This is a genomic window from Deltaproteobacteria bacterium (assembly GCA_019308925.1).
Taxonomy (GTDB): Bacteria; Desulfobacterota; B13-G15; order B13-G15; family RBG-16-54-18; genus JAFDHG01.
Map to the genome: position 1 here is coordinate 1 of JAFDHG010000023.1, position 18,897 is coordinate 18,897.

Here is an 18,897-nt window from a genome sequence, read left to right on the forward strand (position 1 = left end):
ATATTATCAAAAACGCCATGGAGGCAATGCCTGAAGGTGGTTGCCTCGCAATTAAGACTTACAAGAATCGAGAGGCTACTATTGAGATTAGCGATACTGGAAAAGGCATTTCGCAAGATGCCTCAGACAAGGTATTCAATCCCTTTTTCACCACAAGAAAAGAAGGCACAGGCTTGGGGCTTTCCATTTGTCATAAGATTATTACTGCCCATCAAGGTACAATTTTCATTAGTAGTGAAGGTGTAAACAAAGGCACTAATGTAGTCATTCGGTTGCCCCTTGTTGCCAACCAGCCGACATAAAAGTGGAAAACGTAGGGAGAGTCATAGCTCATAACATCCAAAACCCTCGCCAGCAAGAGGGAAAGGATATCTGCCTCATAGCTGTTGTTTTTAACCAGGAATAGGACGGTGCCAACAATGTCAAAAAAGAGGGATTGGGGGAGAGGGGAAGGTGACAAGGACTAAAATCGGCCTGGCCTTGGGTGGTGGGGCGAGGGGCCTCGCCCATGTGGGGGTCTTACAGGTGTTAGAAATGGTCCCTGTACCTGCGGCAAGAAAAATGGGTGCTCAGATTGTCATCGCCGTGGATGTGGGGATGGATTGGAGGAGACGCTTAGGACCATAGACATCATGTGCTACAGTCTGAAGCGGGTGGGCCTGCAGGGGGCGGGCGTCGTCATCAGACCCCAGGTCTCTGATTGCCATTGGACGGACTTCCCTAGCGCCCGTGAGTGTATAAAAGCAGGAAGAGAAGCTGCCCTGCAGAAGATCAGAGAGATCCACAGGGTGATGCGGTATGGGAATATCTGCCAGATATTCTCCAAGACCAGGGCCTTTTGGGCCTCTTAAGACATGCGTTCACTTTCACCACTGAGGAAAAGATCTTGAGAGATCCTCTAGGCAAAGGTTGTTTTTTGGCGTAAAATAGTTCAATAAATTGAGAGGCTGTTCAATAATAAGAGAGACTACGTCATGGGCTGCGCCCCTGAAACCCCAACTAAGATAAAGGAAGGTGAAAGGAAAGTATTTGACAGGAGATATCGAAAAAAATTGGAGCGAAAATTTCCAGGAGCTTTGTAATTGATTTTAAGAGAAAAGAGGCTGTTGGACAGCCTCTAAATTAACAGGAGGAGGGGATGTCAAAATATTGCCGTATATGCGGTAGGCCAATGAAGAAAGAGGGTGATATCTGCGAAGCCTGTCAGGAGAGCATTAGGGCAGAGGCGATGGGAAGGCAGAGGAGGGTCGCCAAAGAAGCCCAAAAGGAGTTGGATAGGTTGAGCGTACAACAGAGGAAGGGTGCCAAGACCAAAGAGGACCTCTTCGTACCTAAAGAGGAAGAAGAGGAGAAAAGGCCCCATCACTTCAAGAGCATGGCGGAATATCTGGAATACTTGAAGGAAAAGGGGAGGTGAAGGCCTACTTGATCCTATATTCCAGGTTTATCATATCACCTCTGGTAAACCCACTGGCCCTGAAAAAGCACATCAGATCCCAGTCCTCCCATCCGACCAAAGTATAGATATTTTCTACCCCATCTTTTTTAAACTTTTCCAAGATCGCCTTGAATAAGAGGGTAGCCACCCCCCTCTTTTGATAATCTGGGTCGACCCCTATGGTGTCTATCCAGCCGATGGTATTAGGGACCCCAAACTCCCAGCCGCTGACTGTCCCCATAATGAATCCCACCACTCTTCCATCAAGCTCGGCCACCAGGGACTTAGAAGGATGTTTGTTCCCCATCTCCTCAATCTTCTGGCGCCAATAAGAAGGTCGCCTCGTCCCCAATACCCTATAGTCTATTTCCACTATGGCATCTAGGTCATCTAATTTGAGTCTCCTGGTCGTTATCTTTTGCAATAAATCACCGTTCATCGCTTTTATCCTCCGTCACACAGAAACATTGATAAAAAATTCACTAACACAATAGAAAGATTATGTCAACAGTAGATTTATTTGCCCTTTTTACCATTGTTAGAAAATTTATAAGGAGACGATGAGGGTGTCTCTTCGGTCCAACCCCAAAGAGTTATTGATTTGTGCGCTTTATTTCTTTAAACTACATTCCCAAAAATCTATAATGAGGGATTCCATGGAGATAGCGAGGTTTCTACACAAAGAGAGGGAGCGGTTTGGGGTTGTGAAAGGTGACGAGATCAAGGTGGCAGAAGGGGACATCTTTAGGGGATTCAAGCTCACCCGACAGGTTTGCTCCTTAAAAGAGGTCAAGCTCTTGCCTCCTACCCATCCCTCCAAGATCGTGGCCTTGGGATTGAATTATAGGGACCACGCCGAAGAGGTCGGGCTGAAGTTGCCCGATGAACCCCTCATCTTTTTAAAACCGAGCTCCGCTGTCATCGGTCATCTGGATCATATCATCTACCCTCCTACATCCCAGAGGATCGACTACGAAGGGGAGTTGGGGATAGTGATCGGGAAGGAGGCCAAAGGGGTTTCCGAAAAGGGGGCCGAGGAGTTCATCCTGGGGTATACCTGCTTTAACGATGTGACCGCCAGGGACCTGCAGAAGAAGGATAGACAATGGACCAGAGGGAAGGGGTTTGATACCTTTGCACCTATAGGTCCCTGGATCGAGACGCAGATAGACCCCGCAGGCCTAAGGCTGGAGACCTTTCTGAACGGTGAGCGCAAACAATCCTCCAATACCTCAAACCTCATCTTCAAACCCCGGCAATTGGTGGGTTTCATCTCGCAGATAATGACCCTCTATCCAGGGGATGTAATCGCCACCGGTACACCCTCAGGGATAGGCCCCATGGAGGTAGGAGATAGGGTAGAGGTCGCAATAGAGGGGATAGGGAGTCTGATAAACTTCGTCAAGAAGGGATGAGTTCCCCAATCCAGGTTGAAACCTCTCAAAAAATCCTTTTTTAAATTTTTTCTTGACAATCTCTAGGGTCCACCTATATATTTAAACTTTAATATTTAAAATAAAATAAGATTATAGATCTTTTTGGCCAGGAGGAGAGAACATATCATCACCACTCACAACCTCTGGGTGGCTGAGGCTGAGATGGAGTTTGTCCAAGATTTGATCGAGGAGTTCTCCCGAGGCGGATTTAATAAGATCAAACCTATTGATGGGATAGAAGAGGACCATGATAGTCGGTGATCACCTGAAAAGGCAGGCCCAAGAGAGGCCGGATAAGGTGGCTGTCGTCTGTAACGAGGTGAGGCTGAGCTTCTCCGAGCTCAACCTCCAGGCCAACAGGCTGGCCAATTGGCTTCTTGCACAAGGGTTAAAAAAGGGTGACAGGGCGGTGATGCTCCTTCCCAACTGCGCCGAGTTCGCTGTGGCCTACTTTGCCCTCATGAAGATCGGGGTCATTGCGGTGATCCTCGATTTTCGCCTCAGTCCTCCGGAGATGGCCCCCCTCTTCGACGAGACAGAGGCGAAGGCCCTCATCACCCACTCCAGACAGAAGACCTTTGCCGTGAGGATGCTGCGAGAAAAGGAGGATCTGCGATATGTTGTCATTATAGGCGAAGAAAAGGGGGAGGAAAACGGCATTTACCCCTATGAAAGGATTGTTGATGGGGGGGATTCTCAGCAGCCAACTATCCCCATAAACGAGGAGGATGAGGCCCTCTACCTCTATACATCGGGTACCACGGGAAGGCCAAAAGGGGTGGTTCTCACCTACGACCACTACACCTATTTTCCCGAGTCCATGAGGGCCTTTCATCCTATAAACGGTCAGTACGTAGAGGGCGCTGTGCTCCCTATGTCCCATATCTCAGGGCCGATCGTCCTCAACCTCATGGTGGACGTGGGCCTCACCTTGGTGATCATCGACGAGATAAGGCCCAAAAAGATCCTGGAGGAGGTACAGAGGAATAAGATCACATTCTTCCACGCCGTGCCCCCCATCTTTCAGATGATCCTCAATCTGCCCAGCCGTGACCGTTACGATTTGAGCAGCCTCCGCTATATTGCCATGATGGGGACGGTGGTCGCGGAAGAGCTCATGGAGGAGTGGGTTGAGGAGTATCCCCATATCGTGGCCCTGCAGGGGTACGGGGCCACGGAGACCTCCCCCCTGCTCACCCTCACCCGCTATGAGGATGCCCCCCATAAGATGGCCAGCGCCGGCCGACCTTGTCCCAGGGCCGAGGTCAAGATCGTGGACAAAGAGGGTAAAGAGCTACCCCCAGGGGAGGTAGGAGAGGTGATCGCCCGCGGCCCCCAGATCATGACGGGATACTTTAAAAACCCCAAGGCCACAGCGCTGAAGATCAAGGATGGCTGGTATTACACCGGTGACCTGGGTAGGTTCGACGATGATAGCTATCTTTATATCCTGGGTAGGGCCGATGACATGATCATCACCGGGGGGTCGAACGTCTATCCCTCAGAGGTAGAAAATGTCCTTATCGCTCATGACAAGGTGGCTGAGGCAGCGGTGGTGGGGGTACCGGACTCGGGGAGGGGTCAGGCCTTGAAGGCGGTAATCGTCCCCAAGGTGGGGGAAGAGATCTCCAAAAGGGAGATTTTGAAATTCTGCAGGGAGAGGCTCGCCAGCTTTAAGATACCCAAGGTCGTGGATTTTCAGGACAGCCTCCCCCGCTCCCGCACGGGCAAGGTGGCCAAAAGGGAGTTAAAGGTCGTCGAGGGGGAGTTGAAAAAGTACTGGGAATTCCTGGCAGAACACAAGAAGTTCCTGGGGCCTTTAATCCTCATTACCCTCTGGTTTCTGGTCACTGTCTTCAAGATGGTGGACCCCTTCTTTCTCCCCTCCCCTGTGAAGGTAGGAAGACAGCTTGCGGAACTCCTCAGCACCGCATCGATCTACGAACATCTTTTTAAGACCTTTTACCGCATGATGGCAGGGTATTCCTTAGCTGTGGTCATTGGGGTACCGTTGGGCATTGTGCTCGGCTATTGGGAGAAGGTCTACGAATCAGTAGAGTTCATCATCGACTTCTTCCGTTCCTTCCCCGCTACAGCCATGTTCCCCCTCTTTATGCTCGCCTTTGGGATAGGGGATGGTTCCAAGATCGCTTTAGTAGTCTTCGGCTGTTCTTTGTTGATCTTGGTCAACACCACCTATGGGGTCCATGGCTGTAGCCGGACCCGCAAGATGGTGGCCGAGACCATGAAGGCATCGGAGGCATATATCATGGCCAGAGTCGTCTTGCCTGAGGCCCTCCCCCAGATATCGGCAGGGCTGAGGCTGGCCCTCTCCCTGAGCCTCATCATCATCGTGGTCTTGGAGATGTTTATCGGGACGAAAAAGGGGTTAGGATTTCTGATCTATAACGCCCACATGACATACCAGATAGCTGATATGTACGCCTTCATCATCCTGGCCGGCCTCATCGGCTATTTCATCAACCAGGGGTTTGTAAAGCTGGAGGATAAGGTTATACATTGGGCAGGTAGATAAACAAAAAAAAGGGGGTATGCTTATGAAGAAAGGATTGGTTTGCTTATTGGTCTTAGGTCTGCTGTTGCCCTTGGCCCTTTCCCCAGGGGTCGAGGCCAAGGAGCGGGTAGTGCGAATCGGGTATCTGCCGCTGGTGATGAGCCTTCCCACCTTCGTGGCGGCGGAAAAGGGCTTCTTTGCGCAGGAGGGCCTGGAGGTGGAGCTTGTGCGTTTCCAGTCGGGGACAACGGTCGTAGACGCCTTGGTCGCCGGAAGGATCGACGCCAACTGCGGTAGTGCCATCGTTACACACTGGTTCGCCGAGCAGAATGTGTCGGGGAGATTCAAGATTTTTCTCCTATATGGGACTGATTCAATGGAGGATGACAACACCTTTGTGGTGGTGGTCAAGAAGGACTCCCCCATCAAGGAGTTGAAGGACCTCAAGGGGAAGAAGGTGGCACACTTCCCTGGGGTTACGAATTTATCTCTGGCCAAGGCGATCATCCGCACACAGATAGATCCCGAGGGGGTCATCTTCACAGAGATCCCCCCTCCCAACCTGGTCCCGGCCCTGGCTGCAGGCCAGATCGATGCCTTCTTCACCCCTGAGCCCTTCGGGATGATGGCCGTCTCCAAAGGGGTGGGAAGATACCTCAGAAAGAGTCCTCTTACTGTTTTAAATTTGGAGAAGGGGATTCCGGGAGGGGCCTTTTCCTTCTCGGCCAAGTTCCTGAAGAAGAACCCTGAGCTGGCCATAAAGGTCAAGACTGCTGTAGAGAAGGCTGTGGATTACATGAAGACTCATGAGAAGGAGGCGAGGGGATATCTGGCCAAGTATACCCAGCTCCCTCCGCCCGTGGCCATGGGGATACCCTTTGATAAGTGGATAAAGATCGAGGAGCTCAATAAGGGGGCTGGACAGGGTTACTTCGACGTACTATACAAAGAGGGTGCATACAAAAAGAGGATAGATACTACCAAATTGTATTACGAATAAGATGGCCCAGGAAAGACCATATCTCTATGTCCGCGGCGTGAACAAGCACTACGACGCGGCCCCTGACCCTCGGATGGGGAGTGGGGGCCTTCGGGTCCTGGACAACATCTCCTTCACCGCTCAGAAGGGGGAGTTTGTCACCATCGTGGGCCCCAACGGCTGCGGCAAGACCACCTTCTTCCGCATGCTGGCTGGCCTCGATGATATGGACTACGGGAGGATTCTCATTGGGGGAAAGACCATCGAGGAGGCGAAGGTCGGATATGTCTTTCAGAACTACCGGGAGTCCCTCTACCCCTGGCGCACCTGCCTGGGCAACCTGATAGTCCCCCTCGAACTCGATGGTATCCCACGCAGGGAGAGAAAGAAGAAAGTGGAGGAGTTCCTCTGGCGGCTCGATATGAGCGTGCGAGAGGACGCCTATCCGTATGAGTTGAGCGGTGGCCAGCAGCAGATGCTTGGCATCCTCAGGGCCCTCATCTATGAGCCCGATATCCTCCTTCTGGATGAACCCTTCAGCTCCCTCGATTTCCAGACCACCCTCTACATGCACGATAAGATCATGGAGGTCTGGCAAAAGACAGGAGTAACCATCCTCTTTATCTCCCACAATATCCATGAGGCGGTCTATCTGGCGGACAAGGTGGTGGTCTTCAGTAAAAGGCCTGCCCGGGTGGTGGAGGTAATAGAGACCAATCTTCCCCGTCCCCGCGACTACAAGGTAACCGAAAGCGATCAGTTCTTCGAGGTGAGAAACCGGGTTACGGAACTCTTCCGGGAGGAGATCATGGACAGCTTCCTCTTCATGGAGCTGAGCGGGTTTTAAAGTCAAGGTTTGAGGATTCTAGCGGTCAAGGGTTCATAGGCGTTTATAGGCTATATGTTACTCCACCTCCGGCCGGAGGAAGACTCCCCTTCGTTATACCAGCTATGAATTCGTTTTTTTCCTTGACAATTTTTAGGGTTCGTTAAATATTTAATTTTGAATATTAAGATTTAGAATAAAATGGACCTTCGGCTGGTGATAATGGGGCTCTTGGTGAAAGGGCCCAGTCATGGTTATGATTTAAAACTGACCCTGGAGAGGGAGCTGAGCCCCTTTGTTGAGGTCTCCTCAACCCCCATCTACTATACCCTGAAGAAGTTGGAACAGGAGGGATTGGTCACCAAGTGGAGCACCGTCTCCGGCAGGCGGCCGCAGAAATTTGTCTATAGTCTGACTGCCAGAGGGCAGGAGGAGATAAAGGAACTCCTCCTCAAAAACATCACACAGTTGCAGCGCCCCTCCTTTAACCTCGACGTCTCCCTGTACTTTCTCAACCTTCTTCCTGCTCAGGATGTGATGGAAACCTTGAAGGGGAGGTTGAGGGAGCTGCGCAAATTGAGGTTTTTGCTTAAAAGGCAGAGGAGGGGACTGGAGTCCGATTCTGCCAGCAGGAGGGAGCATGTGATCACCACGCACAACCTCCGGGTGGCCGAGACCGAGATGGAGTTTGTCCAGGACCTGATCACGGAGTTCTCCCGAGGGGGATTTAATAACGCTAAACCCATTGATGAGATAGAAGAGGGCCGTGATCGTCGGTGATCACCTGAAAAGGCGGGCCCAAGAGAGGCCGGATAAGGGGACCCTCATCTGTAATGAGGTGAGGCTGACCTTGTCCGAGTTCAGCTTCATGGAGCTGAGCGGGTTTTAAAGTCAGGGTTCGAGGGTTCTAGTGGTCAAGGATTCATAGATGTTTATAGTCTATATGTCTCTTCCACCTCCGGTGCCACCACCACCACTGTTCAGGAAAGCGCTCGATATATCCTTCGGTGAGCTTCATCAGAAGGGCTAGATTGCGGGCGACGTCCTGCTCCTTATCCCCGGTGATCTCCAGGGGGAAGGGCCTTTCAATGATCATCTTGTGCCTCCAGTCTCTATCAGCCAAGATAAAGGTGGGCAGGATAGAGGCCCCTGTCCTCATGGCCAGGACCACCGGCCCCTTGAAGGAGGGGACAGGGTAACCGAAGAAATCCACCATGATCTCTTTATAGGGGGGATTTTGATCCAGCTGGACAAGGAGTACCCCCCCTTGACGTAGTTGTTGCAGGGAACCTTGAGCCGCTGTCCTCCTCTTTCCACCATCGATAAAGCCGATCCCTACCTTATCACGACAGTGGTTAAAGAGCCCTGTCAGATACCTGTTTTTTGGATTCTTGGCGATGACTGCAAAGGGATAGCCCTCCAGGGCCAATTTGAAACAGATGAGGGGAAAATTGCCCAAATGGACGCTTATGGCGACGATCCCCTTTCCCTTCTTTAGGGCCTCATCGAGGTTTTCTTTTCCTACGATCTCGATGCGTTTCTTCACCACCTCTGCTGGGAGAAAACAGAACTTCAACAGCTCCAGAAAGCTGATGACCGTATTGGTAAGACATCCTTGATAGATGGCCTGGATCTCCTGTTCGTCTTTTCTTTTACCGAAGACCAACCGCAGGTTGGCCAGGGCGATCTTCTTGCGCCTTCCCAGGCCGATGCGGCCCAGTTGTGCCAACGTCCTGCTCAAAGGATAGACCCAGGATAAGGGGATAAGCCTGATCAGGAGGATGAAGGCAGGGGCAAAAACAAAGGTCAACCCTTCACCCACGGCCTCCCATCTTCGGCGCCACTTTTTTTTCATAGTAATGTCGCCCTCTCAGTTTCCTGAAATACTATATTTTCTTCTGTTGTTGTTTGTCAAGGACAGGAGGATAATAAAGATATTAGACCACAGTGGCCTGAGTAATGTCATAAAAGGTTTAAAGAGGTAGATCTTGAAGAGCAGAGACCTCCTCCTGATCAACCCCTGGGTCTACGATTTCGCCGCCTATGACCTCTGGGCCAAGCCTCTGGGGCTCCTCTATCTGGCCGCCCTCTTAGAGAAAAATGATTGGGAGATAAGCTACATCGACTGCCTCGATGTCCACCACCCTGCCCTAAAGGGGGGATTTAAACCACCAAAAAGGAGGCCAGACCATCGGGGGCATTTTTACAAAGAGGTAGTGGATAGACCACCCCCTTTACAGGAGATCCCCCGCCGGTTTCATCGGTTTGGCATCCCTCCTGATGTCTTCAAGGAGACCCTACAATCCCTTCCCACGCCCCAGGCCATCCTGGTCACCTCAGGGATGACCTACTGGTATTTGGGGGTGCAAGAGGTCATCAAGGTTGTCAAAGAGGTCTTTCCGCATGTGCCCCTGATCTTAGGGGGGATATACGCCACCCTCTGTTCGGACCACGCAGAGAGGGGTTCGGGGGCTGATTTCATCATCAGGGGGTGGGGGGAGGTCCAGATCCTGGAGCTCTTGGATGAGTTGACAGGGGTCTCCCCCTCGTTCCTCCCTGACCTAAATGACCTCAATGACCTTTCCTATCCGGCCTTTTATCTTTACCCCAGTCTAGACTACGTCTGCGTCCTCACCTCCAGGGGGTGTCCCTTTAAGTGCACCTATTGTGCCTCTCCCATCCTCAATCCTGGATTTTTAAAGAGAGATCCCGCCAAGGTGGTTGAGGAGATCGCCCATTGGGTGAGGAGATACGGTGTGGAGGATATCGCCTTTTACGACGATGCCCTCTTGGTTGATGGACAATTCGCCATCTCTCTGTTGAAGGGGATAAAAGAAAGGGATATCGAGGCCAGGTTTCACACCCCCAATGGGCTCCATGCCCGAGGGATGACCGAAGAGGTGGCCAAACTGATGCGCCAAGTGGGATTTGCTACGGTCCGTCTCGGATTGGAGACCTCCAACCAGGAGCGCCAGTTGGCTACTGGTGCCAAGGTGAGCAATGATGCATTCAAGGAGGCAGTGCGGAATCTCCAACGGGCGGGCTACTCCCCTTGGGAGATAGGGGCCTATATCCTGGTGGGGCTCCCCGGCCAGAGCAAAGAAGAGGTAGAGGAGACGATCTGCTTTGTCTGGGAGAGTGGAGCTAGGCCATATCTGGCGGAATACTCCCCCCTTCCCGGTACCCCCTTGTGGGAAGAGGCAATGAAGGTTTCCCCCTTTGATCTGGAAGGGGAACCCCTGTTTCACAACAACACCATTTTGCCCTGTCGCTGGAAGGGATTGAGCTGGGAAGATCTGCGGGCCCTGAAGGGCATGGTCCAAAAGGAGGTTCCCGTTGCAACCTAAAGGCAAAGATGATATAAGATAGGACTATTCGTTGACCAAGTGGAGAAGATGCCTCTAAAAGGAAACAGATATTGGAAGGTATTACCCTTTTTAGGGCTGATCTTCGCCCTCATCCTTACCCCCCTTCAGGCCCAGGGGCAGAAGTTCCCCCCGCCGGTGGAGGCGGTCAACGACTTTGCTGAGGTGATCTCGCAGGAGTATGAGGCCCAGATGAATCAACTGGCCAGGGCCCTCTGGGACCAGACAGGAAGCGCCTTGGTAGTTGCCACCTTTCGGGACCTGGGAGGTGAGAGCCCGGAGGAGTTCGCCACCAGGCTCTATGAGGCGTGGGGGATCGGTAGAAAGGGCGAGGACAAGGGGATCCTTATCCTAGTAGCCCTGAAGGAGAGGCGGGTAAGGATCGAGACCGGTTATGGCGTAGAGGGAATCCTTCCTGATGCCAAGGTGGGGGGGATTATGGATCAATACATCGTCCCCTTTCTGCGCCGGGGTGAATACGGGAAGGGTCTGCTCAATGGAATGATGGCCTTGGCCCAGGTGGTGGCCCAGGATGCCGGGGTAAAACTCGATCTAGACCGATATGCCCCCAGGCCAGCGGTGCAACCCAAGGCGAAGAAGGGGCTTCCCCTCTTCCCCATCCTCTTCCTCCTCTTCGTCATCTTCGGCCTTTTGGGCCGTGGTATGGGTTTTCTCCCCTTTTTGTTTTTCCCCTGGATCTTTATGGGAGGAGGTGGAAGGGGGATGGGCGGTGGCTTTGGTGGCTTTGGCGGAGGTTTCGGTGGCTTTGGCGGTGGGATGAGTGGAGGTGGTGGAGCCACCAGGGGTTTCTAACAGGAGGATAGAGATGGCAAAGACGCCCAAAAGACCGGAGGATATATTTCCTGAGTTCATTAAAGACTACCAGGAGACATACGGAGATGACCTGCTCTCCATCGTCCTTTACGGAAGTGGGGCCAGGGGGGATTACATCCCGAGAAGGTCGGACCTCAATTTCCTCATTGTCCTTACGGAAGAGGGGATCAAGGGGCTACGCAGGGCCTTTAAGGTAGTGGCCAAATGGCGTAAGCGCCGGGTAACCACCCCCCTCTTTATGACCGAGGAGTACATAGCCACCTCCCTGGATGCCTTCCCCTTAGAGTTTTTGAACATAAAGAGACATTACCGGGTGGTGTGGGGGGATGACCCACTGGCCGAGATCTCCATCCATAAGAAACAACTGCGCCTCCAATGTGAGCGGGAGGTAAAGGGGAAGCTCCTCCAACTGCGGGAGGCGTATCTCTCCAGTGAGGGGAGGGGGAGGGATCTAGTGGCAGTCGCCTCCCAATCCATCACCGCCTTTATCTCTATCTTCCAGGGGATCCTTTACCTGCGCGACCGAGAGATCCCCGATCGAAGGGGGGAGGTCATCTCCAAGATAGCGGCGGAGACGGGATTGGACGAAGGCCCCTTTTTGCAGTTATTGCAGGTAAAGGAAGGGAAGGCCAAGCTTTCCTCGAAGGAGATGCAGGCCCTCATGGATGGTTATATCGAAGAGGTGAGGCGTCTCGCCTTTTGGGTGGATGAGTTGAGGAATTAACGAAAGGAGGGAGAGATGGGAAGAGGGACAAAGGTTGGCCTGATCATCGTAGCCATAGTCCTGGTCTTGGTCCTGGGCTCCTATTCTTATATCAAGGGGACCTATAACGAACTGGTGACCTTGGACGAAGGGTTCAAGGCGGCCTGGGCCCAGGTGGAAAACCAGCTCCAGCGCAGGATGGACCTCATCCCCAATTATGTGGAGACAGTAAAGGGGTATGCCCGACATGAGCAGGAGGTCTTTCTGAAGGTCACTGAGGCGCGGGCCAAGGTCGCGGGGGCAGGGAGCATATCCAAAAAGATAGCGGCCAACAACGAGCTGACAGCGGCCCTGGGCAGGTTACTGCTGGTGGTGGAACGGTATCCCGACCTCAAGGCCAATCAGAACTTCATCCGCCTCCAGGATGAGCTGGCCGGTACCGAGAATCGCATCGCGGTGGAGCGCAGGAGGTATAACGAGGCGGTCAGGGCCTATAATGTTCGCATTCGGAGATTTCCCACCAACATCTTGGCGGGGATCTTCGGCTTCACCAGGGCCCCTTTCTTTGAGGCCCCTGAGGAGGCCACGAAGCCACCAAAGGTCAAATTCTGAGCCCTTCCCTTTTTCTTCCTCCCCTTTTGGGGTTGAGTTGATGAAGGCTATGATCCTGGCCGCCGGTCGGGGGACCAGGGTGGGGCCGCTGAGCAGGCTCAGGCCCAAACCCCTCTTTCCCGTGCTGAACCGATCCCTGCTGGGAATCATCATCAGGCAACTAAAGCGGATGGGGGCAGGGGAGGTTATCATCAACGCCCACCACTTGGTCGAAAAGGTGGAGGAGTTCGTGCACAGGGGAAGGTGGGGCCTGAAGGTGGAAGTGAGGGTTGAGCCTGAGATCCTGGGCACTGGTGGGGGGATCAAAAACTGCGCTGACTTTCTTCAGGATGCGCCCTTCTTCTTGGTGGTGAACGCAGATGTTTATCATACTTTCGATCTGAGCCCTGCCCTTACATATCATTTAGAGGCAAACAACCTCGCCACCTTGGTCCTCTGCGATTATCCCCGTTTTAATCAGGTGGGGGTGGATGGGGAGGGGAGGATCGTCAGTATTAGGGGGAGGGAGGTGCAGAGGCCCCTTTCTCTCCACCGTATCCTGACCTTTACGGGGATTCATATCATCTCGTCTGGGCTTTTTGGATACACCCCGTCTGATGAATATTTTGATATTATAAAGCTATATATTGATCTTGCCTCCCGAGGGGAGGCCATCAGGGGCTATCAGGTAAAGGGGGGATATTGGCGGGATATAGGGAGGGTGGAAGACTATCGCGCCCTGCATCAGGACCTCTTGGCAGAGCAGGGGAAGCCGGTCATCCATCCCACGGTCCATCTGGAGGAGGATGTCCAGTTGGAGGGGGTCGTCTGTGTGGGAAGGGAAGCCCATATCGGGCCTGGTTCATTGATTAAAGACTCCATCCTCTGGGAGGAGGTCTCGGTCCAAGAGGGGAGTATAGTGGAAGGGTGCGTCGTGGGGGATGGAACGCAAGTAAGGGGTGAACATAGGGGGGAGGTCTTGACCCCAGGGAGGGAAGGTGCCTACAGGAGCGAAAGATGAGATAAGAGGTGCTCCTGCACCTGAGTTGGTTCGGTTTGTCCGGGGACATCTGCCAGAGGGTGGCCTCTCATGGGAGGAGATAGCCGGGGATGGTTCGGGAAGGCGCTTTTATCGGGTCAGGGGAATGGGGAGGAGCTTGGTGGCCATGGTTCAAGATCGTCCTCCGAAGGATCAGCGTGGGGTAAGCGAGAACGATTCCTTTCTCTATATTGCCCAGCACCTAAGGAAAAAGGGGATTCCCGTGCCGGAGATCTATTCTTACGAGAAGGAGAGGGGTTGGTTCCTCTTGGAGGATTTGGGAGATCTTCACCTCCAGGCCGAGGTCATGCGGGTAAGGGGAGATCAACAGAGTCTAAAGGAGATCTACCAAAGGGTAATAGACCTCCTCACGCTCATCCAGGTAGAGGGGCGAAAGGGCTTTGACCCCGCCAGGACCCATAATCCACCCTATGACGAGGGTTTTATGCTGGCGTGGGAGTCGGGGTATTTTCATTTCGCCTTCTTGGTGGGCTATCTCGGCCTCTCTATCCCCGACGAAGAACTCAGGGATGAGCTGGAAGACCTGGCCCAGAGGGCGGCGCAGGCGCAGGGGGGTTATTTCCTGTATCGGGATTTCCAATCCAGGAACATCATGGTAAGGGATGGGGAGTTGGGCTTGCTCGACTTTCAAGGGGCCAGGTTGGGCCCCCTCCAATATGACCTGGCTTCGCTCCTGCTGGACCCCTATGTGGAACTGCAGGGGGAGATTCAAGAAGAGCTTATGGCGTATTACCTGCTGAGGATACAGGAGCGGGTCCTGTTGGATCCACAGGGCTTTCGGGAACTCTATCCCCTGGTTGCGCTCCATCGCAATATGCAGATCTTAGGGGCCTTCGCCTTCCTGATCCAAGCTAGGGGAAAGGAATTTTACCGGAGATATATCCCCCCTGCCCTGAAGAGCCTGCGGATCCTTCTAGGGAATCAGATGTTCAACGCTTATAGGAGATTGAGAAGGGTGGTCTTTGAGGAGATTAAGGGGATATGAGGGGATGTCGTCGTCTAAGGAAGACTCCTCTCCTTTTTCCTGGTGATACCGTCGGCATCATAGCGCCGGCCAGCTACCTCCCCAAAGGGGATGAAGGATATCTGCAGCGGGGGGTGGAGAGGTTGAGGGAGATGGGATTCGCGATCAAATATTCCCCTTCCCTCCTGAAGAGGAGGTACCTCTACTTGGCCGGAGAGGACGGGGAGCGGGCCCAAGAACTTATGGGGATGTTTCTGGATCCTGAGGTCAAGGCCATCCTTTGCACCCGTGGAGGCTATGGCGCCCAGCGGATCATCCCCTATTTAGATCCAGACCTCATTCGGGATCATCCCAAACCCTTTGTGGGGTGTAGCGATATAACAGTCCTGCTCATCTATTTACTGCAAAGGTGTTCTTTGACCCCCTTTCATGGTCCTAACGTGGCCACCCGCCAGTTTGTGGAAGGGGATGAAGCAGTGAGAAGGTCCCTAAAGCAGGCCCTGACCTCTCCCGATACCTTAGGTGAGGTCAGATGTTCTGTCCTTCGTAGGGGAGAGGCCCAAGGGGAGATCATAGGGGGTTGTTTTTCTTCCCTGGTGACCACCCTGGGGACCCCTTATGAAATAGATCTGAGAGGTAAGATCCTCTTTTTGGAGGATGTGGATGAACCCCCCTACAAGATAGACCGGATGCTCACCCACCTGAAGAGTGCGGGGAAATTGATGGGGGTGAAGGGGATTATCTTTGGCCAGATGCCCGGGTGTGATTCAGGGGACGACCTCTTGCAAGAGATGATCTTGGACGTCTTTGGGGACTTCGAGGGTCCCCTCCTGTTTGGTTTTCCCTCTGGGCATGGAACCCTGAACCTTACCATCCCCCTCGGGGTAAACGTACTGGTGGAAGAGGGGGTGGTGACCTTTCAGGAGGGGGGAGTAGAATGATCGGGATAGAGAAGGGGCAAACGATTTATTTCCTTGGCATAGGCGGGATCGCCATGGCCCAAACCGCCCTCCTTCTGCAAGAGATGGGATATGAGGTGAGGGGGTCGGATGTCTCCCTTTATCCCCCTACAGATCGACTTCTGCAAGAGGGAGGGATTGCTATAGAGGAGGGGTATGACCCTGCCCATCTCTTCCCTCATCCCGATCTGGTGGTGATCGGTAACGCCGTATCCAGGGGTAATCCAGAGGTGGAGGCCGTCCTGGATGATGGAATCCCCTATCTCTCGCTGCCCGAGTTGGTCCAGGAGGTCCTCCTGCGGGAGAGGCAATCGATGGTAGTGGCCGGCACCCATGGAAAGACCACCACGGCATCCCTGCTCGCCTGGCTCCTGTTCAAGGGTGGTCTTGACCCCTCTCTTTTGATTGGGGGGATCCCCCTGAACTTCGGCCAAGGGTTCCGTTTTGGTAAGGGGGATTGGGTGGTCCTGGAGGGGGATGAGTATGACAGCGCCTTTTTTGACAAGCGCCCCAAGTTTCTTCATTACCTTCCCCAGGTAGTGATTTTGAATGACATCGAATACGATCATGCCGACATCTACCAGGATCTGGAGGAGGTGAAGCTCTCCTTCCGCCGTCTTCTAGACCTCATCCCCCGCAAGGGGATCGCCATCGCCTGTATTGATGATGAAGCCGTAAGAGAGGTGATCTCCCGAGCCCCTTGCCGGGTGGATACCTTCGGGGCAGAGGGGAGATGGTCGCCAAAGGGGGTAAGGGTGACCCCAAAGGGGACAAGCTTTTGCCTTTACAGGGGAGAGGAGGATCTGGGGGAGTTTGAGATCCCCTTATGGGGTGAGCACAATCTGAGAAATGCCATGGGGGCTGTGGTAGCTGCCTGCCTCCTTGGCCTTTCCTTGCCGGATATACGGCAGGGGTTGCGGACCTTTCAAGGGGTCAGGCGTCGGATGGAGGTGGTCGGGGAGGCCCGGGGGATAACGGTAATAGACGACTTTGCCCATCACCCCACTGCCGTGCGCGCGACCCTGCGGGCGGTAAGGTCCCGTTTTTCCAATGGGCGTCTTTGGGCCATCTTCGAACCCCGCACCCAGACCATGCGCAGGGGGTTTCTGCACAGGGAGCTCGCTTTAGCCCTGGGGGAGGCCGACCGTGTGGTAATAGGGAGTGTTCCCTCACCCCCAGCCCAGGGAAGTAGATTGGACCCCCAAAGGTTGGTGCAAGATATCAAGGGGGCTCAGGGGACTGCTGCCATCTACCTGGAGGATCCAGAGGAGATCACCGCCCATTGTGTCGCAGGGGTGGCCCCTGGAGATGTCATTGTGGTTATGAGCAGTGGCTATTTTGCTGGCCTTCCAGGGAGGATATCCAACGCCCTAAACCCTCGTGAGGGTTTACACTCACTCCGCCCATGAAAACACCTCGCTCCAAGGTTCGGCCTCCCGTTGAGGGGGTTCACTCCCCTCAAACTTCCCCGACAGGTCTTCGACCTGTCTCTGGGGGGAATTCTCCACTCCCCTACAAAGGATGTGCCAAGGCACATCTCTCTGGGGGCGCAGCCCCCAGGCCCCCAAAAAGGAATTTCCTTATTGAGGTATTAGGGGGTTAAAGCCCCCTAAAGAAACGACCTGAAGGTCGTCAGGGTTTCAGGGGGTTTGCCCCCTGAAGTAGGGGTTTCAAAAAACCTTGAGGTTGAAGGAACTTTCATGTTATCAATTTATCGTGAAAAGGTATTTTCACGGTAAATTCTTGACATCTTCTGCCCTGATCTGGCACAGAGATGAGACTATGGTCAGCGAGATAGAGGATCCTGGCAAGGTGGAAAAGAGGATCTTGGATGATCCCATCATTCAGCGGGTGGTGGAGCTTGCCCGCCGGAGGGAGGCACACCTCTATCTGGTGGGAGGCGCTATCCGCGACTTCCTCCTGGACAAAGAGGTCAGGGATTACGATTTTGTCATGCAGGAGATGGAGATATCCTTTCTGGATCAATTGGGGGCCCTCTTTGAGGCCACCTATTTCTCCATGGGTAAGGGGAGGCAGGAGCAGGCTTACCGTCTGGTCAAGGAAGAGAAGACCCTCGACTTCACCGTGATGGTGGGTAATAATATCCATCAAGACTTGATGAGGAGGGACTTCACCATCAACGCCATCGCCTATTCCTTTGACGAACGACGGTTTTACGCCCCCTCTCAGTCCATGAAGGACCTGAAAGAGTGTAAGATCGATCTCATCTCCCCCCAGGCCGTGGAGATGGACCCGCTGCGCATGCTCAGGGCGATCCGCTACCGATGCACCTTGCCCCATTTTGATCTTACCGAAAGGTTGAGAGAGGAGATCAGGCGCCAAAAGAGGTTGGTCCAGGGGGTGGCCCCGGAGAGAATCAGAGGAGAGATGGACGAGATCATCCTCTCCCCTTCCCCTGCCCAAGGCCTGCAGTTGATGCGCGGCCTAGGGCTCCTAACCGAAATCTTTCCGGAGATGGTTCCCCTGGAAGGCCTCCCCCAGGGGCGACATCACACCACCGATGCCCTCTCCCATACCATCGAGGTAGTGGGAAAGGTAGTTGAGATCATTAGAGAGGGTCCTCCTTTTTCTTTCCAACCCTCCATGCAGGAGCGCCTCATCCTGGGATATGGCGCCTTGTTCCATGACCTTGGTAAGCCCGCCACCAAGATGATAGATGAAGGGGGTGAGGTGCATTTTTATGGTCACCCTCAGCACTCCTCCCGCCTGGCCCAGGGGATCATGAGGCGTCTGAAGTTCCCCAACAGGTTGAGGGCTGAGGTCATCCTCCTGGTGGAGAACCACATGCGCATCCTCACCCTCTCAGCAGAGGCACCCAAGGATAAGGCCTTGCGGAGGCTCATCCACGCCATGGGAGAAGGGATCAGATCGTTGCTGCTGCTGGGTCTAGCCGAGATAGAGGCCAAAGGGGGCGGAGATGAAGGGGAAAAGGGGCGATTTATGGACCTCTGTCAACGGATATGGGATCTATACGAGGAGGAGGACCTCATCGAGCCCATGCCTTTGCTGAAGGGGAGGGATCTTTTGACATTGGGCTATTGTCCAGGTCCGCGCCTGGGTGAGATTCTCAAAGAGGTGAAGAGGCGGCAGATTGCAGGGGAGCTGAAGAACAGGGAGGATGCCCTGAAGTTCGTCCAGGAAGAATACCCCCTTTAACCTTCCGCCGAGGTCAAGGACATTTGACACCCAAGGGGCACATCTTTTAT

General features: G+C 53.6%; 20 protein-coding genes and 1 pseudogene. 19 read left to right on the forward strand and 2 right to left on the reverse strand.

What is annotated here, in order from left to right:
- The 4 genes and pseudogenes from JRI46_05115 to JRI46_05130 form a co-directional block, all read left to right on the forward strand.
- On the forward strand, positions 1–302 hold a 302-nt coding region (locus tag JRI46_05115; GenBank protein ID MBW2038966.1), incomplete at its 5' end, for a histidine kinase.
- A 151-nt stretch (positions 303–453) separates the two neighbouring features.
- Positions 454–534, forward strand: a pseudogene (locus JRI46_05120) (patatin family protein).
- Between the two features lie 68 nt (positions 535–602).
- Positions 603–851, forward strand: coding sequence for a hypothetical protein (locus JRI46_05125; protein MBW2038967.1), 249 nt, complete (start codon positions 603–605; stop codon positions 849–851).
- A gap of 287 nt (positions 852–1,138) precedes the next feature.
- Positions 1,139–1,417 carry a hypothetical protein gene (locus JRI46_05130; protein MBW2038968.1) on the forward strand — a complete coding sequence of 93 codons (279 nt, stop codon included), beginning with the start codon at positions 1,139–1,141 and terminating at the stop codon, positions 1,415–1,417.
- Positions 1,418–1,421: 4 nt separating this feature from the next.
- On the opposite strand, the gene JRI46_05135 is transcribed toward JRI46_05130, so the two are convergent.
- Positions 1,422–1,877: a GNAT family N-acetyltransferase gene (locus JRI46_05135; GenBank protein MBW2038969.1), complete on the reverse strand. Its 456-nt coding sequence runs from the start codon at positions 1,875–1,877 to the stop codon at positions 1,422–1,424.
- 217 nt (positions 1,878–2,094) lie between these two features.
- Here JRI46_05135 and JRI46_05140 point away from each other — a divergent pair, with 217 nt between their 5' ends.
- From JRI46_05140 to JRI46_05165, 6 genes are all read left to right on the forward strand, one after another.
- Complete coding sequence (locus tag JRI46_05140) at positions 2,095–2,853, forward strand: fumarylacetoacetate hydrolase family protein (GenBank protein MBW2038970.1); 759 nt, start codon at positions 2,095–2,097, stop codon at positions 2,851–2,853.
- Between the two features lie 123 nt (positions 2,854–2,976).
- Positions 2,977–3,135, forward strand: coding sequence for a hypothetical protein (locus tag JRI46_05145; protein ID MBW2038971.1), 159 nt, complete (start codon positions 2,977–2,979; stop codon positions 3,133–3,135).
- Entirely contained in the window at positions 3,122–5,410 is a 2,289-nt protein-coding gene (locus JRI46_05150; protein ID MBW2038972.1) for an AMP-binding protein, read from the forward strand. The genes JRI46_05145 and JRI46_05150 overlap by 14 nt, the downstream gene beginning before the upstream one ends.
- 22 nt (positions 5,411–5,432) lie before the next feature.
- The gene (locus JRI46_05155; protein ID MBW2038973.1) at positions 5,433–6,389 is read left to right on the forward strand and encodes an ABC transporter substrate-binding protein; all 957 of its coding nucleotides are present in this window, start codon (positions 5,433–5,435) and stop codon (positions 6,387–6,389) included.
- Position 6,390: 1 nt separating this feature from the next.
- Positions 6,391–7,215, forward strand: a complete 825-nt coding sequence (locus tag JRI46_05160; GenBank protein MBW2038974.1) for an ABC transporter ATP-binding protein — start codon at positions 6,391–6,393, stop codon at positions 7,213–7,215.
- A gap of 213 nt (positions 7,216–7,428) precedes the next feature.
- Positions 7,429–7,974: a PadR family transcriptional regulator gene (locus JRI46_05165; GenBank protein MBW2038975.1), complete on the forward strand. Its 546-nt coding sequence runs from the start codon at positions 7,429–7,431 to the stop codon at positions 7,972–7,974.
- Between the two features lie 142 nt (positions 7,975–8,116).
- Here JRI46_05165 and JRI46_05170 read toward each other — a convergent pair whose 3' ends face one another.
- Positions 8,117–9,049, reverse strand: coding sequence for a hypothetical protein (locus JRI46_05170; protein MBW2038976.1), 933 nt, complete (start codon positions 9,047–9,049; stop codon positions 8,117–8,119).
- Positions 9,050–9,182: 133 nt separating this feature from the next.
- Between JRI46_05170 and JRI46_05175 the strand changes: the two genes are divergently transcribed.
- The 9 genes from JRI46_05175 (at position 9,183) to JRI46_05215 (ending at position 18,847) form a co-directional block, all read left to right on the forward strand.
- A complete protein-coding gene (locus tag JRI46_05175; GenBank protein MBW2038977.1) occupies positions 9,183–10,541 on the forward strand; it encodes a radical SAM protein in 1,359 nt (452 codons plus the stop codon).
- 48 nt (positions 10,542–10,589) lie between these two features.
- Positions 10,590–11,372, forward strand: coding sequence for a TPM domain-containing protein (locus tag JRI46_05180; protein ID MBW2038978.1), 783 nt, complete (start codon positions 10,590–10,592; stop codon positions 11,370–11,372).
- Positions 11,373–11,385: 13 nt separating this feature from the next.
- A complete protein-coding gene (locus JRI46_05185; protein MBW2038979.1) occupies positions 11,386–12,117 on the forward strand; it encodes a hypothetical protein in 732 nt (243 codons plus the stop codon).
- A gap of 15 nt (positions 12,118–12,132) precedes the next feature.
- Positions 12,133–12,708, forward strand: a complete 576-nt coding sequence (locus JRI46_05190; protein ID MBW2038980.1) for a LemA family protein — start codon at positions 12,133–12,135, stop codon at positions 12,706–12,708.
- A gap of 40 nt (positions 12,709–12,748) precedes the next feature.
- The gene (locus JRI46_05195; GenBank protein MBW2038981.1) at positions 12,749–13,708 is read left to right on the forward strand and encodes an NTP transferase domain-containing protein; all 960 of its coding nucleotides are present in this window, start codon (positions 12,749–12,751) and stop codon (positions 13,706–13,708) included.
- Entirely contained in the window at positions 13,686–14,732 is a 1,047-nt protein-coding gene (locus JRI46_05200; GenBank protein MBW2038982.1) for a phosphotransferase, read from the forward strand. Before JRI46_05195 ends, JRI46_05200 begins: the two co-directional genes overlap by 23 nt.
- On the forward strand, positions 14,729–15,652 hold the full coding sequence (locus JRI46_05205) for an LD-carboxypeptidase (protein ID MBW2038983.1): 924 nt from the start codon (positions 14,729–14,731) through the stop codon (positions 15,650–15,652). The genes JRI46_05200 and JRI46_05205 overlap by 4 nt, the downstream gene beginning before the upstream one ends.
- Positions 15,649–17,079: a UDP-N-acetylmuramate:L-alanyl-gamma-D-glutamyl-meso-diaminopimelate ligase gene (mpl, locus tag JRI46_05210; protein ID MBW2038984.1), complete on the forward strand. Its 1,431-nt coding sequence runs from the start codon at positions 15,649–15,651 to the stop codon at positions 17,077–17,079. The genes JRI46_05205 and mpl overlap by 4 nt, the downstream gene beginning before the upstream one ends.
- Positions 17,080–17,356: 277 nt before the next feature.
- Positions 17,357–18,847: an HD domain-containing protein gene (locus JRI46_05215; GenBank protein ID MBW2038985.1), complete on the forward strand. Its 1,491-nt coding sequence runs from the start codon at positions 17,357–17,359 to the stop codon at positions 18,845–18,847.
- The last annotated feature ends 50 nt before the right edge of the window (positions 18,848–18,897 follow it).

Bases quoted from the DNA above. Each gene is read 5' to 3' on its own strand.
- JRI46_05170 (MBW2038976.1), bottom strand. From the start codon at position 9,049: ATGAAAAAAAAGTGGCGCCGAAGATGGGAGGCCGTGGGTGAAGGGTTG.
- JRI46_05160 (MBW2038974.1), top strand. From the start codon at position 6,391: ATGGCCCAGGAAAGACCATATCTCTATGTCCGCGGCGTGAACAAGCAC.
- JRI46_05205 (MBW2038983.1), top strand. From the start codon at position 14,729: ATGAGGGGATGTCGTCGTCTAAGGAAGACTCCTCTCCTTTTTCCTGGT.
- JRI46_05130 (MBW2038968.1), top strand. From the start codon at position 1,139: ATGTCAAAATATTGCCGTATATGCGGTAGGCCAATGAAGAAAGAGGGT.
- JRI46_05140 (MBW2038970.1), top strand. From the start codon at position 2,095: ATGGAGATAGCGAGGTTTCTACACAAAGAGAGGGAGCGGTTTGGGGTT.
- JRI46_05195 (MBW2038981.1), top strand. From the start codon at position 12,749: ATGAAGGCTATGATCCTGGCCGCCGGTCGGGGGACCAGGGTGGGGCCG.
- JRI46_05180 (MBW2038978.1), top strand. From the start codon at position 10,590: ATGCCTCTAAAAGGAAACAGATATTGGAAGGTATTACCCTTTTTAGGG.
- JRI46_05190 (MBW2038980.1), top strand. From the start codon at position 12,133: ATGGGAAGAGGGACAAAGGTTGGCCTGATCATCGTAGCCATAGTCCTG.
- JRI46_05135 (MBW2038969.1), bottom strand. From the start codon at position 1,877: ATGAACGGTGATTTATTGCAAAAGATAACGACCAGGAGACTCAAATTA.
- JRI46_05185 (MBW2038979.1), top strand. From the start codon at position 11,386: ATGGCAAAGACGCCCAAAAGACCGGAGGATATATTTCCTGAGTTCATT.
- JRI46_05155 (MBW2038973.1), top strand. From the start codon at position 5,433: ATGAAGAAAGGATTGGTTTGCTTATTGGTCTTAGGTCTGCTGTTGCCC.
- mpl (MBW2038984.1), top strand. From the start codon at position 15,649: ATGATCGGGATAGAGAAGGGGCAAACGATTTATTTCCTTGGCATAGGC.
- JRI46_05150 (MBW2038972.1), top strand. From the start codon at position 3,122: ATGATAGTCGGTGATCACCTGAAAAGGCAGGCCCAAGAGAGGCCGGAT.